The sequence below is a fragment of the Pedobacter sp. MR2016-24 genome (genome assembly GCF_026239655.1).
Taxonomy (GTDB): domain Bacteria; phylum Bacteroidota; class Bacteroidia; order Sphingobacteriales; family Sphingobacteriaceae; genus Pedobacter.
Window position 1 is genome coordinate 313139 of record NZ_JAPIVO010000003.1, and the last position, 13157, is coordinate 326295.

Sequence of the window (13157 nt, forward strand, 5' to 3'; positions counted from 1 at the left end):
CCATGGATGTTATTTAATCAAATTTTTTTACTTCCTTATTTTCTCTAATAATTCATTCAAACGATCAGATTCCTCATCAGTCAGTCCAATCTCCCCATTATCTATCAATTGTCTCGCTTTGATCTTAAGGGCCAGACCTTTTGCGGTAAGTTTCACATAGACTACGCGCTGATCGGCTGAATTCCGCTCCTTCTCTATCAAACCTTTTTCCAGTAACTTATTCACCAGCCGGGAAACGTTGGGCATCCTGTCAATTAAACGTTCTTTAATCAAATTAACAGTAGCAGTATGATTTTGTTGTCCGTTAAGTACAGAGAGTACATTAAATTGTTGCAATGATAGTCCTGTCGATTTTAAATCAACCGATATCTTATTCAGGATCCAGTTCGAGGTAAAAATCACGTTAGTAGCTGCTCTTTGCTGGCGACTACCAAATTCATGTTTAAGCTCTTCTTCTATCTTCATGGCTTCAGGATTAATGACAGATCAAAATTACCATCCATGGATGGTAATTGCAAAACATCGCTGTATAAATTTACCTTCGCAATGTCATTTTTAGTAGTATAGCTATTAAAAAACAACTTGAATACTCATGTTATTATCTGTATATCAATTGGATGACGACTTGTTTGAACGCTTATTTGCAATCGAAAACTTCATCATCTCCTCTTCAATTTTTCAGCTATCATCTAGTTTGCATCTTCAGGCTTATCAGATATATTTAATGATGGTGTTGTATAGCCATCAAAAATGGCTTCAGGATTTCTTTTCTAAACCACAGATAGCGATAAATGAACTATATTGTAATTCATTCACAAATCATCAGGATTTTTACAAAAACTCTCCTTTTCGAAATAAATGAAAATATATTAAAATGTTTTTGAGACACAATCGTCTTCCTATTAAACAGCGAATATTTTGAAAGCCGCATTCATGCCAAAAGACCAGAACAGTTACATTATAGAAACCATTAAAGCATATGGTAAAAGCTTGATGGGTTTTATACGTAAGCAGGTGAAGAGCGAAGCTGATGCAGAGGATATCTTGCAGGACGTATGGTACCAGTTCAGCAATGTAATTAATGCACAGCCTATCGAACAAACCAGTGCCTGGCTATATCGTGTGGCAAAAAACAAGATACTGGACAAGCATAAAAAGCGTGGCGAAAGTTTATTAGATGATATCTATAAGGGAGATGACAATGATGACGGAGCAGATCTGATCAGTCTGTTAATGGTAGAAGTAACTACTCCGGAAACTGCCTATCTGCGTAATCTTTTCTGGGAACAGCTCTTCATTGCACTGGATGAATTACCTGAAGAACAAAAGCAGGTTTTTATCTGGCAGGAACTGGACGACCTCTCATTTGAAGAAATCGTTGAAAAAACGGGTGTGAAGTTCAATACCCTGGTTTCCCGCAAGAGATATGCTGTCCTGCATCTGCGTAAACGTTTAAAACAGCTCTACAAAGAGGTTGTAGCGTATTAAATTTATCAAACAATCAGATGAAATATACTAGAAACAGAAAAAAGTTTTTCTTTATCCCATTCGGAATAGCCGCACTTTTAGCTATTGTGAGTTATGTTGTGATGCTATTATGGAACAGCTTATTGCCGGAGATTATGAATGTTAAACCAATCAGCTTCTGGCAGGCAACGGGCATATTTATTTTATGCAAAATCCTGTTTGGCTTCGGTAAGGGCAGCGGTGGCGGACCATGGGCACGCCACAGAATGGCTGAAAAATGCAGGGACATGTCTCCCGAAGAAAGACTGGAGTTTAAAGAGAAAATGAAAAACAAGTTTTGTAACTGGAATAAACAGGAACCCAATAATAGTTAACCTAAGACTATACGATATGCACCTTACAGTATTTAAAACAAACGTAGCTACACCACAGCAGGCAGGGAATCTGCAACCAATGATCAGTGCACTGCCGCCAATCACCCATTGCAATTTTGACCTGGACGATTGTGACAATATCCTTCGGATTATCAGTACAGATCTTCAGCCCGAGCTGGTGTGTAACCTTTTGCAACAGCAGGGATTTAATTGCGAACCAATGGAATCTTTTGTTTATCAGCGTTAATAGCAAAATTTTGTAATAAAGAGTATTAATTAATATTTTTATGCATCATTTTTCTATGATTGATATATATTGCGGTAAATTTTATAACAATTGATGCCCCTTATACTCTTATCCGCTAAACAACTCACCACTCCGGAACTAATCTTTACCTGTACTGCAATGCTGTATTGGGTTTATCTTTTCGACCCTTTTCATCGCCGGCCTGAGCAGCGAAATTACCTCAAATTGATTAAGGATAACAAATACCTTTCAATCAATATCGCAGGATCAACGATGTTAATATTGATGTGCAAATTCCTTGCGGCTCTCCCGTTGTTGTTCATCTTATCAGTTCTCATTGCAGACAGGATTTCATGGCACTACAGAAAAAAACATTTTACTTTTATACACAGAGGCGACATGGTGAGTGTACAATGGATGGAAACATTGCTTTCTATAGGTATATTTATTTTTCCTCTCTTTCTGGCTATTATAAGTGGAGTCTTTATCATAAAATATAAATATGAATTACCTGGTGAATACCTGATCCGCATTATGTCCCCAATTTAAGATATAAAAACCAGGCTACAATTTAATGCGTAAGTTCTTATGAAATTAAACATATACCTTAATTGAACTTACATGTTAAACACAACAATCGCTGCTCTCTTAGGTGGCCCGGAAATGATCATCGTAGCTGTAGCAGTCCTTTTATTATTCGGCGGAAAGAAAATTCCTGAACTGATGAAAGGTCTGGGCAAAGGAATTAAAGAATTCAAGAATGGACAGGAAGGTACTGACGAACCTAAGGTACAGAAAGAGGTTTAATTTACAAATCAGCTTGTCCTCCAAAACTTAAATGATATTAAATGTATGAATATAATACGTCCGTTTAATATCATTTAAGTTTGCGTTATGCCATAATTTATTTTTTTCTTTCAATCTTTCAGTACTTTCTGTACTTTAGCTGCCCAATGAGAGTGTTTGCCTTTTATGTATGTCTGATTCTATTTTTGTTTTGCGGGAATACTTCCCTGCATGCGCAAACTTATGATATACGTAAAGAAGCTAATCCTCCACATACTCCTGTTAAAAACAGGCACCACAAATTAACCAATACAGAACGTGGAAACCCGGTTATTGACGATGCGGAAATCGACCTTGATGAGGAATACCTCAGCGGGCATGATCTCGATGAAGGTGCAGTCAATACTTTTTTAGCAGAAAAATATAGTTTAGCAGACAGATGGTATTTTGCCTTTACAGATCTGTGTTTGTCTAACCATTATTATAAGCGTTTCGTCACCTATCCGTCGTTTTGCGACCTTTCCTCCCCTCTCTACATTACCCAGAGAGTATTGAGAATCTGAGAAATAATGTAAACAGTCTCCAATAAAAATCCTGATCTGTCAAGGCGTTCACTGCTGATGATAAATCCGGACTGATTGCGGGTGCTGCTATTTCGTTCCATGGAATTTCCTATTCCAACTATTCAATTGCATTATTTCCATTTTATACTCATGAAGAGAATCCTAGTGTTCACGGGCTTTATAGCCGTGCTGTACCTTACAAGCTGTACACCGAAAAAAGAAGAAAAAGAAGAAGCCAGTAATTATACGGTTACCAATCCATTGAAGATTGACACTTCATTTAACAAAGAATATGTTTCCCAGATCCGTTCTGTACGGAATATTGAAATCCGCGCCCAGGAAAAAGGCTACCTGCAAAACATTTATGTCGATGAAGGTCAGGCTGTAAAAGCGGGGCAGCTCCTGTTCAGGATCATGCCTAAAGTTTATGAGGCAGAACTACTCAAGGCACAGGCAGAAGGCCGCGCGGCAGAGATAGAACTGCAAAATGCGAAAACACTGGCCGATAAAAATGTAGTTTCAAAGAATGAGCAGCTGATGGCTCAGGCCAAACTGGAACAGGCAAAGGCAGAAATCTCCCTGGCAAAATTACACCTCTCTTTTACTGAAATCAAAGCTCCTTTTGATGGTACGATTGACCGTATTCCCCTCAAACTGGGCAGTCTTGTAGATGAAGGTGAGTTGATGACCAGTTTGTCTGACAATACGCAGATGTTCGCCTATTTCAATGTATCGGAGCCGGAATATCTGGAATATCAAACCAACATTAAAGGCCGGGCAGAAAATAAAGTAAGCCTGCGTTTAGCCAATAATAATCTGCTGCCTTATAAAGGCAATGTGGAAGTGGTAGAAAGTGAATTCAATAGTGAGACAGGAAATATCGCCTTCAGGGCACGTTTTCCAAATCCTGATAAACTGCTGAAAAATGGGGAAACCGGCGAGGTGCAAATGCTTGTTCCACTGCGTAATGCGCTGGTCATTCCACAAAAAGCTACTTATGAAATTCAGGATAAAACTTATGTGTTTGTGGTCGACAAAAACAATGTAGTCAGATCAAGAAACATCACTATCGCGAGTGAAATGCCTGATCTATATGTAGTGGGAAGCGGCATCACCGAAAATGACAAAATCCTGCTCGAAGGGGTTCAGAAAGTCAAGGATGATGAAAAAATCAAATATGAATACAAGGCACCAAAGGAGATTATTTCTCACCTGCGCTTAAAAGCTGAATAGTCCGGTTATCATCCGGTAAGCTCATTTAAATTCCATTTTGGTTAAATCATTAAAACAGCAAATCAATGTTTAATAAGTTTATACAGAGGCCTGTCCTCTCTATAGTTATATCGCTCATTATAGTGTTTCTGGGGGTGCTGGCTATGACCCACCTGCCTGTTACGCAATTCCCCTCTATTTCACCACCCAAGGTAAACATCACAGCAGAATATCCCGGAGCAAATGGAGAGCTGATGATCAAGTCGGTCATCATTCCGCTGGAACGCGCCATTAATGGGGTGCCTGGTATGAAATACATGGCTTCCGATGCAGGTAATGATGGTGAAGCTTCTATCCAGGTCATTTTTAACCTCGGTACAGATCCTAATCAGGCTTCTGTAAATATTCAGAACCGTGTGGCTTCGGTAGTAAATAAACTACCCCCACTGGTCGTGCGTGAAGGTGTTAAGATTACTCGTGAAGAGTCTAACATGCTGATGTACATCAATCTGTACAGTAAAGATCCAAAAACCGATCAGAAGTTCCTGTATAATTTCGCAGATATCAACCTCCTTTCAGAATTAAGGCGTGTAGATGGTGTGGGTGTGGCAGATATCCTGGGTAGCCGGGAATATGCCATGCGCATCTGGCTTAAGCCCGACCGCATGCTGGCTTACAAGATTTCAGCAGATGAGGTGCTGGAAGCATTGAATCAGCAAAGTCTGGAAGCTTCACCGGGTAAAACTGGTGAAAGTTCGGGTAAACGTTCCCAGTCTTTTGAGTATGTACTTAAATATCCGGGTCGTTATACCACTAAGGAGCAATATGCAGATATTATTTTAAGGTCAAATCCAAATGGAGAGATCCTGCGACTAAAAGATGTAGCTACGGTTGAATTCGGTAGTGCCATGTATGATATCTATTCCAACCTGAACGGTCACGCCTCGGCAGCGATAACGGTTAAACAATCTTACGGAAGTAATGCCAGCCAGGTAATTAAAGACATCAAGGCCAAAATGGAAGAGATCAAAAAAACTTCTTTTCCTAAAGGGGTAGATTATGAGATCAGTTACGATGTTTCCAAATTTCTTGATGCCTCAATTGATAAAGTAATCCACACCCTGGTCGAAGCATTTATTCTGGTTGGATTGGTGGTATTCTTGTTTTTGGGCGACTGGCGATCTACGCTGATTCCCGCCATTGCGGTACCGGTATCACTAATCGGAACTTTTGTTTTCATGCAGTTTTTCGGAATTACACTGAACCTGATCACCTTATTCGCACTGGTACTGGCCATTGGAGTCGTGGTGGATGACGCCATCGTGGTAATTGAAGCAGTTCACGCTAAAATGCAGGAAGAACATATTTCTGCATTGAAAGCGACTAAAAAAGCGATGCACGAAATTGGCGGAGCCATTATTGCGATTACCTTTTTGATGGCCGCCGTATTTGTACCTGTTGCATTTATGTCAGGCCCGGTAGGTATATTCTACAGGCAGTTCTCTATTACCATGGCTACTGCCATTATACTTTCAGGTATCGTTGCATTAACCCTTACCCCTGCGCTTTGTGCGATGATGCTCAAGAACAACCATGGTGAGGCAAAGAAGAAAAAAGGGCTGGACAAATTCCTGGATGGATTTAATAACGGGTTTAACGGACTTTCAGCCAGGTATCAGAAAATTCTTGGCGCCATCATCAACCGCAGGGTAATTACCTGGGGTCTGCTCCTTGCATTCTGTGCGGGTACCTATTTTCTAAACAGCAGTCTGCCATCGGGTTTTATTCCCAATGAAGATCAGGGGATGTTTTATGCGATTATACAAACCCCTCCGGGATCGTCACTGGAACGTACCAACGAAATTGCAGAAAGAGTGCAGAAAGTTGCTGAACGTATCGAAGGCGTGCAATCTGTTTCTTCCCTTGCAGGATACGAAATTCTTACAGAAGGAACAGGATCCAACTCGGGTACCTGTCTGATCAATCTCAAAAGCTGGGAAGACCGGAAACATTCGGTAGACCAGATTATGAAAGAACTGGAAGAGAAATCGAAAGAGATTACCGGTGCCAGTATCGAACTTTTCCAGCCACCGGCCGTTCCGGGTTATGGTGCTGCCGGAGGTTTTGAGCTCCGTTTGCTGGATAAATTGGGGTCGGGCGATTTTAAAAAGATGGAAACCGTGAGTAAGGATTTTGTCAGGGAACTCAGTAAACGTCCGGAATTATCGTCGGTGTTTACCTTTTACAGTGCCAGCTTTCCGCAGTATATGCTGCGGGTGAATAACGACCTGGCCAAACAAAAGGGCGTCACCATAGAAAACGCAATGAATACGCTTTCCACGTTGGTGGGCAGTAATTACGAAACCAATTTCATCAAATATGACCGTCAGTATAAAGTGATGGTACAGGCTTCCCCGGAGTACAGGGCACTGCCCGAAGATATCCTGAAGTTGTATGTTAAAAATGACAAAGATGAAATGGTCCCTTTTTCCGCTTTCATGAAAATGGAAAAGGTATACGGACTATCTGAAATTACCCGTCATAATATGTACAATGCTTCCGAAATCAGCGGTGCCGCTGCGCCGGGATACAGCAGTGGGGCAGCAATCAATGCAATTACCGAAGTGGCCAACAAGACCCTGCCGAGAGGATTCGGGATCGACTGGGCTGGTATCTCAAAAGACGAAGTAGGTCGCGGTAATGAAGCAATTTATATCTTTTTAATCTGTCTTGGTTTCGTTTATCTCGTGCTGGCAGCGCAATATGAGAGTTTCATACTGCCATTTGCTGTTTTGCTGTCACTTCCCTGCGGAATATTCGGCGCCTTTCTCCTGCTCAAGATATGCGGACTGGAGAATAATATCTATGCGCAGGTTGCCCTCGTGATGCTCATTGGTCTACTTGGTAAAAATGCGGTGCTGATTGTAGAATTTGCAGTGCAGAAACACAAAGATGGTGCTTCAGTAATGAATGCCGCAATGGAAGGCGCTGCAGTAAGGTTCCGTCCTATTCTGATGACCTCCTTTGCATTTATCGCAGGTCTGATCCCGTTGGTATTTGCCAATGGTCCGGGTAAAATCGGTAACCGCACAATCGGCTCTGCGGCGGCTGGCGGTATGCTCTTAGGAACACTTTTCGGCGTGCTGATCATTCCCGGTTTGTACTACATCTTCGGGAAAATCGCTGAGAAACATACCCTCATTAAAGATGAAGAAGAAAATCCCTTAACAGAAGAAATTGACCACAATGTATAAATTCAAGTTATATCAATATAGTATCGCCTTCGGTGCCTGCCTTGCTGTAGCAAGTTGCAAGGTTCCCGCTGTAGCCACACTGGGCGATAGCAAACCCATTCCCCTGGCTTACGGAAATAATCAGGATACGACCAATACCTCGAACATGCCTTTACATGAGTTTTTTAAGGATAAAAACCTGGTAGATCTGATCGATACGGCAATAAAAAACAATAAGGATCTGATGATCACTTTGCAGGATATAGAAATCGCAAAGAGTGATATCCGCGTGCGCAAAGGCGCTTTGTTGCCAACGGTTGGTCTGAGAGCCGGACTTGGCGTGGAAAAGGTAGGCCGGTATACGAGTCAGGGTGCTGGTGATGCGAGTACGGAAATTACTCCGGGAAAGGAATTCCCTGACCCGCTGATGGATTATACCATCGCTGCAACTGCAAATTGGGAAGCAGATATCTGGAAAAAGCTGCGTAATTCTAAGAAAGCTGCAATGAGCAGGTATCTGTCCAGCATCGAGGGTAAAAACTTCGTCATCACTAACCTGATTGCCGAAGTGGCCGAAAATTATTACGAGCTGCAGTCGCTGGACAGTCAGATGGACATTGTAAAACAGAACATCAAACTGCAAAAAAATGCACTGGAGATTGTAAAAGTGCAGAAAGAGGCCATGAGAACAACAGAGCTGGCAGTACAAAAGTTCCAGGCAGAGGTGCTGACTTCAACGAGTATGGAGTTCGAAATCCTCCAGAAGATCAAAGAAGCAGAGAACAAAATTAACTTTTTGCTGGGCAGGTATCCTCAGGAGATCCCGCGGGAAAAAGGTGATTTCCTTGCTTTAGAACCATCACCTGTGAGTGCAGGAATTCCTGCGCAATTACTGGCTAACCGCCCTGATATTAAACAGGCAGAACTGGAACTGGCTGCGGCGAAACTGGATGTTAAGGTAGCACGTGCAGAATTTTATCCCTCACTGGACATTTCTGCAGCGATAGGTTTTCAGGCTTTCAAACCATCCTACGTTTTCAGGCTGCCCGAGTCTCTGCTTTATTCCCTTGCGGGAGATCTGGCTGCACCGCTCATCAACCGCAATGCGATAAAAGCAGAATTCAGCAGCGCAAATTCAAGACAGCTGCAGGCCATGTTCAATTATGAACGGGTTATCCTTAACGCTTATATGGAGGTGTCTAATCACCTTTCCAAAATCAGTAATCTGGAAAAGAGTTACGACTTAAAATCCCGCCAGGTGCAAGCACTGAACAAATCCATCGAAGTCTCTAATGATTTATTCAAATCAGCCAGGGCCGATTACTTTGAAGTGCTGATGACGCAAAGGGATGCCCTGGAATCAAAACTCGAACTGATCGAAACCAAAAAAGAACAGCTCAATGCGGTAGTCTCTGTCTACAGAGATTTAGGCGGAGGCTGGAAATAAGCATACACACACCAATGAGAGAGCCGGCAATTTTGCCGGCTTTTTTTATGATACTCACATTATGATTGATCATTGGCATTTACCTTGCTGCTGTGTATCTTTAATCAATCAAAAAAAGGAAAGATATGAATACTGAAAAAGCCATTCTGGCCGGCGGCTGCTTTTGGGGCGTAGAAGAGCTGATACGTCATTATCCTGGTGTAACTTCAACTGTAGTAGGTTATACCGGCGGCGATGTCCCCAATGCTACCTACCGGAACCATGGCACACATGCCGAAGCTATAGAGATAACATTTGACCCGGCAATTTTAACTTATCGTGGATTGCTTGAATATTTTTTCCAGATTCACGACCCTACTACGCGGAACAGGCAGGGAAATGATATAGGCGCCTCTTATCGTTCTGCTATTTTTTTCCTGGATGACACGCAGCGTGAAGTAGCTGAAGCATTGATTGCTGAGATGGATGCCAGCGGCGTATGGCCCGGAAAAATTGTTACTGAAGTAGTACCGGCGTCAGACTTCTGGAATGCAGAAGCAGAACACCAGGATTATTTACAGAAAAATCCTTACGGATATACCTGTCATTTTGAAAGACCTGACTGGAAAATGAGCTGATCGTTGCTTACAATATCAGCTATTGTCTGTAAACAAGAGAAGGCCGCAACATTGCGGCCTTCTCTTGTTTACAGACATCTTTTAAATAGAATAACCATATCCTTCGGCCATTTTATCAAACCATTGATACAATACAATCATAGCAACGATAAAAATTCCCACAAATACATACAGCCATTTTTTATCTCGTGGAGATTGTGCATTGATATCTGAGGGCTTAACCAGCACAAAATATAAACCAAATATCACCAACATGGGGCCAACCATAAGCAATTTCATAGAATAGGAAATAGCATCAGCATGCGCTTCCATTTCTTTCAGTTTCAGATAAATAAAGAAGTAACTGGCCACCGCACCACTGGCAATGAAGATCAGGCCAAGTAGCAAAGGAGAAATAGCCTTTTTCGGTTTTCTGGAGTTGTGATTTACAAATTCGTAATCCTTATTGGGATTTTGTTCAGGTAGCTGCATAATATATGGTGATTAATTCTTCGAAATGCTTTCTTCTCCGCGGTCTATTCCTTTAAAAAAGAAGCGCATGGTATCATCGCCAAAAACCATAAAATCCTGGTTCTTTTCAAATACTGTATACTTTAATGGTATTTTTTTGCTGTCAAATGCATCAGGCCGGGTAGTATCCAATTTGTCCCAATCTCCGTAAGTACTCACTTCCTTTTTTAATTTTTCTACAAAAAGTGTGTCACCGGAAATACCCGCGTAGCGAAAATAGGTATAATTGAAACCCGGGTTGGGCCCGGTGATATAGACCATCGTCCGGTACAGATCGCCCGGCTTGGGCGCCGCAATATACTTTGCCAGTAATATTTTATCCTCCGCCTGTTGATGTTTGTTTTTACCCGCAAGAAGGAAAACCAGTCCGCCAATAAGCCCTGCAAAGGTTAGCAGCAAAAGAGGATTGATCAATATTCCCCGCCACAAGCTCAATGGTGTTCTCGTTTCTTCTTTCAGCTGATAATACCGCTGTTCCAGCTCGTCCGTCCATTTTAAGTTGGGTATGCTGTGGTCACAGCGCGTACAGGCCGCCATGCCGAATTTATGTTCAGGCCACATTGGCATCAGCATCCAGGCATATTTCTGATAAATACCGATCTCCACTCCTCCTCTTGAACCACATAATGGACAAGTCAGGTCAGGACAGGGTGTAACCTGATGTGTTAAGGTTCTGATCTGGTAAAAAAAAATCATGCAGCCGTTTTTCTTTGTTAAGGTAATTGCTTCAAAATTACATTTTAAAATGAAGAATCACAATGCTGAGCCATTTTGCAGCAAAAGAAACGCCTGATAGCCTGAATCAGGCAGGGATTCGTTTTAGATACTACATAGCTGCACAAAATACTAAAATCACGATTTAGCTGAAATGATTAAATATTAATCTGTCTATATTTACTGTTAACGATAATTCAGGTTTACATGCAAAATTGGCTCAAAGCGTTTGACATTAAAGTGGTACTGGCCTTCGCTGCAGTATACATTATCTGGGGAACTACCTATCTCGCCATTAAAATCGGGCTGGAAGAAATGCCGCCCTTTTTGATGGCCACTTTCCGTTTCCTGATAGCAGGTGTACTCATGCTGGCTTACTGCCTGTTTAAGAAAGAAAATATCTTTAACAAAACACAATTCAAAAACATGATGCTGGGCGCGTTTATGCTTCTTTTTGGTCAGGGTGTGCTCTTCTGGGCCGAGCAATACCTCTCTTCCGGACTCACAGCAGTTTTTATTTCCACTTTACCTATCGCCTATATTTTGGTCGACAAAAAGAACTGGAAAAACTATTTCCATAGTAAAATGACCATCATCAGTATTGTGCTCGGACTCATAGGTATCCTTATACTTTTCAAAGATCAGGCAGGTAACAGCCATCATTATTCAGCCAACATGAAAATTCTGGCCTCCGTCGTTATTGTGGGCTCGTGTCTCTGCTGGGCAACAGGATCACTCTATTACAAAACCATTTCATCTGACAGCTCACTATTTTGTGATGTGGGCTGGCAGCTGATTGGTGGCACGATTGCCTGTATCATGGTTAGTCCCTTCGCAGACCACTGGAGTGCTTTTCATTTTGCTGATGTATCAGTTAAAACCTGGTCAGCCGTATCTTACCTGGCTATAGCCGGATCAATTATTGCATTTACCTCCTCGCACTACCTGCTGTCCGTAAGACCACCTGCACTGGTAGGCACTTATGCCTATGTAAATCCGGTCATTGCCGTATTGCTCGGTTATTTCTTTGCCGATGAAAAGGTTTCTCCGACTCAGGTTGCCGGAATTGTGGTGATCCTGATCGCAGCCTATCTTTCCAACACTGTTAAACTGAAAACTAAATAACTATAGTTTATTTCCTGTTATACTGACTACACCTTTGACGGTTATGGCTAATTTTAAGCCAAATGCATGGCTGATATTTGTACGATCAAATCAATCGTTATGAATTATATCACAGATCGTATGAAAGGAAAAGTTGTAGCCATCACGGGTGCAAGCAGTGGAATCGGGGAGGCAACAGCACTGATGCTGGCAGCACACGGAGTAAAAGTTGTTTTAGGTGCAAGGAGAGCAGATCGTCTGGAAGACCTGAAAGGCAGGATTATAGCCGCCGGAGGTGACGCTGTTTATATCACCACAGACGTCAGGCGTCGCGAAGATGTAGATCAGTTAGTTCAACTGGCCTGCAAACATTACGGGCAACTGGATGTCATGATCAATAATGCAGGTATCAGCCATCTTTCCCGGATAGACGAATTACAGGTAGAAGATTGGGAAGACATGATTGATGTAAACTTAAAGGGTGTTTTATATGGTATAGCTGCCGGACTGGCCGTCTTCAAGAAACAGGGTTTCGGCCACATCATCAATATTATTTCAACTTCAGGCATCAGGATCGTACCCTTACAGGGAGTTTATGCTGGCACCAAAAATGCCGTGCGTACCATAGCTGAAGCACTCCGTCAGGAGTCGAAAGGCAAATACAGGGTAACGGGTATCTCCCCTGGTTTTGTTCAAACAGAATTAATAGACAGCGTTAAAGACCCGTCAATCAGAGCTGCCTATAAAGAGCAATCGGCAAAAATTGCCATATCACCGGATGACATTGCTGCTGGTGTAATTTATGCCATGAGCCAGCCAGACCATGTAGATGTAGGCGAAATTGTGATCCGTCCAACGGTTCAGGATTAGTACTGAATTATTT

Annotated in this window: 15 protein-coding genes; 12 read left to right on the forward strand and 3 right to left on the reverse strand. The window is 42.1% G+C overall.

Annotated features, from left to right (window positions below; translation table 11 throughout):
* Positions 1 to 27: 27 nt before the first annotated feature.
* The gene (locus OQX62_RS09045; protein WP_265831158.1) at positions 28 to 465 is read right to left on the reverse strand and encodes a MarR family winged helix-turn-helix transcriptional regulator; all 438 of its coding nucleotides are present in this window, start codon (positions 463 to 465) and stop codon (positions 28 to 30) included.
* A gap of 453 nt (positions 466 to 918) precedes the next feature.
* Between OQX62_RS09045 and OQX62_RS09050 the strand changes: the two genes are divergently transcribed.
* The 10 genes from OQX62_RS09050 to msrA all read left to right on the forward strand — a co-directional run bounded on the left by OQX62_RS09050 (position 919) and on the right by msrA (position 9946).
* Positions 919 to 1488 (forward strand): RNA polymerase sigma factor, encoded by a 570-nt coding sequence (locus tag OQX62_RS09050; protein WP_265831159.1) that lies wholly within the window; start codon positions 919 to 921, stop codon positions 1486 to 1488.
* Positions 1489 to 1505: 17 nt separating this feature from the next.
* A complete protein-coding gene (locus tag OQX62_RS09055; RefSeq protein ID WP_265831160.1) occupies positions 1506 to 1841 on the forward strand; it encodes a hypothetical protein in 336 nt (111 codons plus the stop codon).
* 16 nt (positions 1842 to 1857) lie between these two features.
* Entirely contained in the window at positions 1858 to 2088 is a 231-nt protein-coding gene (locus OQX62_RS09060; RefSeq protein WP_265831161.1) for a hypothetical protein, read from the forward strand.
* Positions 2089 to 2181: 93 nt separating this feature from the next.
* Positions 2182 to 2637: a hypothetical protein gene (locus OQX62_RS09065; protein ID WP_265831162.1), complete on the forward strand. Its 456-nt coding sequence runs from the start codon at positions 2182 to 2184 to the stop codon at positions 2635 to 2637.
* A 72-nt stretch (positions 2638 to 2709) separates the two neighbouring features.
* Complete coding sequence (locus OQX62_RS09070; RefSeq protein WP_265831164.1) at positions 2710 to 2895, forward strand: Sec-independent protein translocase subunit TatA/TatB; 186 nt, start codon at positions 2710 to 2712, stop codon at positions 2893 to 2895.
* Positions 2896 to 3041: 146 nt separating this feature from the next.
* Positions 3042 to 3437, forward strand: coding sequence for a hypothetical protein (locus tag OQX62_RS09075; RefSeq protein ID WP_265831165.1), 396 nt, complete (start codon positions 3042 to 3044; stop codon positions 3435 to 3437).
* 150 nt (positions 3438 to 3587) lie between these two features.
* Positions 3588 to 4670 (forward strand): efflux RND transporter periplasmic adaptor subunit, encoded by a 1083-nt coding sequence (locus OQX62_RS09080; RefSeq protein ID WP_265831166.1) that lies wholly within the window; start codon positions 3588 to 3590, stop codon positions 4668 to 4670.
* Positions 4671 to 4735: 65 nt separating this feature from the next.
* Positions 4736 to 7903, forward strand: a complete 3168-nt coding sequence (locus OQX62_RS09085; protein WP_265831167.1) for an efflux RND transporter permease subunit — start codon at positions 4736 to 4738, stop codon at positions 7901 to 7903.
* Entirely contained in the window at positions 7896 to 9329 is a 1434-nt protein-coding gene (locus tag OQX62_RS09090; RefSeq protein WP_265831169.1) for a TolC family protein, read from the forward strand. The genes OQX62_RS09085 and OQX62_RS09090 overlap by 8 nt, the downstream gene beginning before the upstream one ends.
* A 125-nt stretch (positions 9330 to 9454) precedes the next feature.
* Positions 9455 to 9946, forward strand: coding sequence for a peptide-methionine (S)-S-oxide reductase MsrA (gene msrA, locus OQX62_RS09095; protein ID WP_265831170.1), 492 nt, complete (start codon positions 9455 to 9457; stop codon positions 9944 to 9946).
* An 81-nt stretch (positions 9947 to 10027) separates the two neighbouring features.
* On the opposite strand, the gene OQX62_RS09100 is transcribed toward msrA, so the two are convergent.
* On the reverse strand, positions 10028 to 10417 hold the full coding sequence (locus tag OQX62_RS09100; protein ID WP_265831171.1) for a hypothetical protein: 390 nt from the start codon (positions 10415 to 10417) through the stop codon (positions 10028 to 10030).
* 12 nt (positions 10418 to 10429) lie between these two features.
* Positions 10430 to 11152 carry a hypothetical protein gene (locus OQX62_RS09105; protein ID WP_265831172.1) on the reverse strand — a complete coding sequence of 241 codons (723 nt, stop codon included), beginning with the start codon at positions 11150 to 11152 and terminating at the stop codon, positions 10430 to 10432.
* A gap of 225 nt (positions 11153 to 11377) precedes the next feature.
* Between OQX62_RS09105 and OQX62_RS09110 the strand changes: the two genes are divergently transcribed.
* Positions 11378 to 12295: an EamA family transporter gene (locus tag OQX62_RS09110; RefSeq protein WP_265831173.1), complete on the forward strand. Its 918-nt coding sequence runs from the start codon at positions 11378 to 11380 to the stop codon at positions 12293 to 12295.
* A 99-nt stretch (positions 12296 to 12394) separates the two neighbouring features.
* Positions 12395 to 13144 (forward strand): SDR family oxidoreductase, encoded by a 750-nt coding sequence (locus OQX62_RS09115; RefSeq protein ID WP_265831174.1) that lies wholly within the window; start codon positions 12395 to 12397, stop codon positions 13142 to 13144.
* Positions 13145 to 13157: the final 13 nt, after the last annotated feature.

Excerpts from the sequence above, each read along its gene's own strand:
- OQX62_RS09045 (WP_265831158.1), bottom strand. The coding sequence starts at position 465 with ATGAAGATAGAAGAAGAGCTTAAACATGAATTTGGTAGTCGCCAGCAA.
- OQX62_RS09055 (WP_265831160.1), top strand. The coding sequence starts at position 1,506 with ATGAAATATACTAGAAACAGAAAAAAGTTTTTCTTTATCCCATTCGGA.
- OQX62_RS09060 (WP_265831161.1), top strand. The coding sequence starts at position 1,858 with ATGCACCTTACAGTATTTAAAACAAACGTAGCTACACCACAGCAGGCA.
- OQX62_RS09065 (WP_265831162.1), top strand. The coding sequence starts at position 2,182 with ATGCCCCTTATACTCTTATCCGCTAAACAACTCACCACTCCGGAACTA.
- OQX62_RS09070 (WP_265831164.1), top strand. The coding sequence starts at position 2,710 with ATGTTAAACACAACAATCGCTGCTCTCTTAGGTGGCCCGGAAATGATC.
- OQX62_RS09075 (WP_265831165.1), top strand. The coding sequence starts at position 3,042 with ATGAGAGTGTTTGCCTTTTATGTATGTCTGATTCTATTTTTGTTTTGC.
- OQX62_RS09080 (WP_265831166.1), top strand. The coding sequence starts at position 3,588 with ATGAAGAGAATCCTAGTGTTCACGGGCTTTATAGCCGTGCTGTACCTT.
- OQX62_RS09085 (WP_265831167.1), top strand. The coding sequence starts at position 4,736 with ATGTTTAATAAGTTTATACAGAGGCCTGTCCTCTCTATAGTTATATCG.
- OQX62_RS09090 (WP_265831169.1), top strand. The coding sequence starts at position 7,896 with ATGTATAAATTCAAGTTATATCAATATAGTATCGCCTTCGGTGCCTGC.
- msrA (WP_265831170.1), top strand. The coding sequence starts at position 9,455 with ATGAATACTGAAAAAGCCATTCTGGCCGGCGGCTGCTTTTGGGGCGTA.
- OQX62_RS09100 (WP_265831171.1), bottom strand. The coding sequence starts at position 10,417 with ATGCAGCTACCTGAACAAAATCCCAATAAGGATTACGAATTTGTAAAT.
- OQX62_RS09105 (WP_265831172.1), bottom strand. The coding sequence starts at position 11,152 with ATGATTTTTTTTTACCAGATCAGAACCTTAACACATCAGGTTACACCC.
- OQX62_RS09110 (WP_265831173.1), top strand. The coding sequence starts at position 11,378 with ATGCAAAATTGGCTCAAAGCGTTTGACATTAAAGTGGTACTGGCCTTC.
- OQX62_RS09115 (WP_265831174.1), top strand. The coding sequence starts at position 12,395 with ATGAATTATATCACAGATCGTATGAAAGGAAAAGTTGTAGCCATCACG.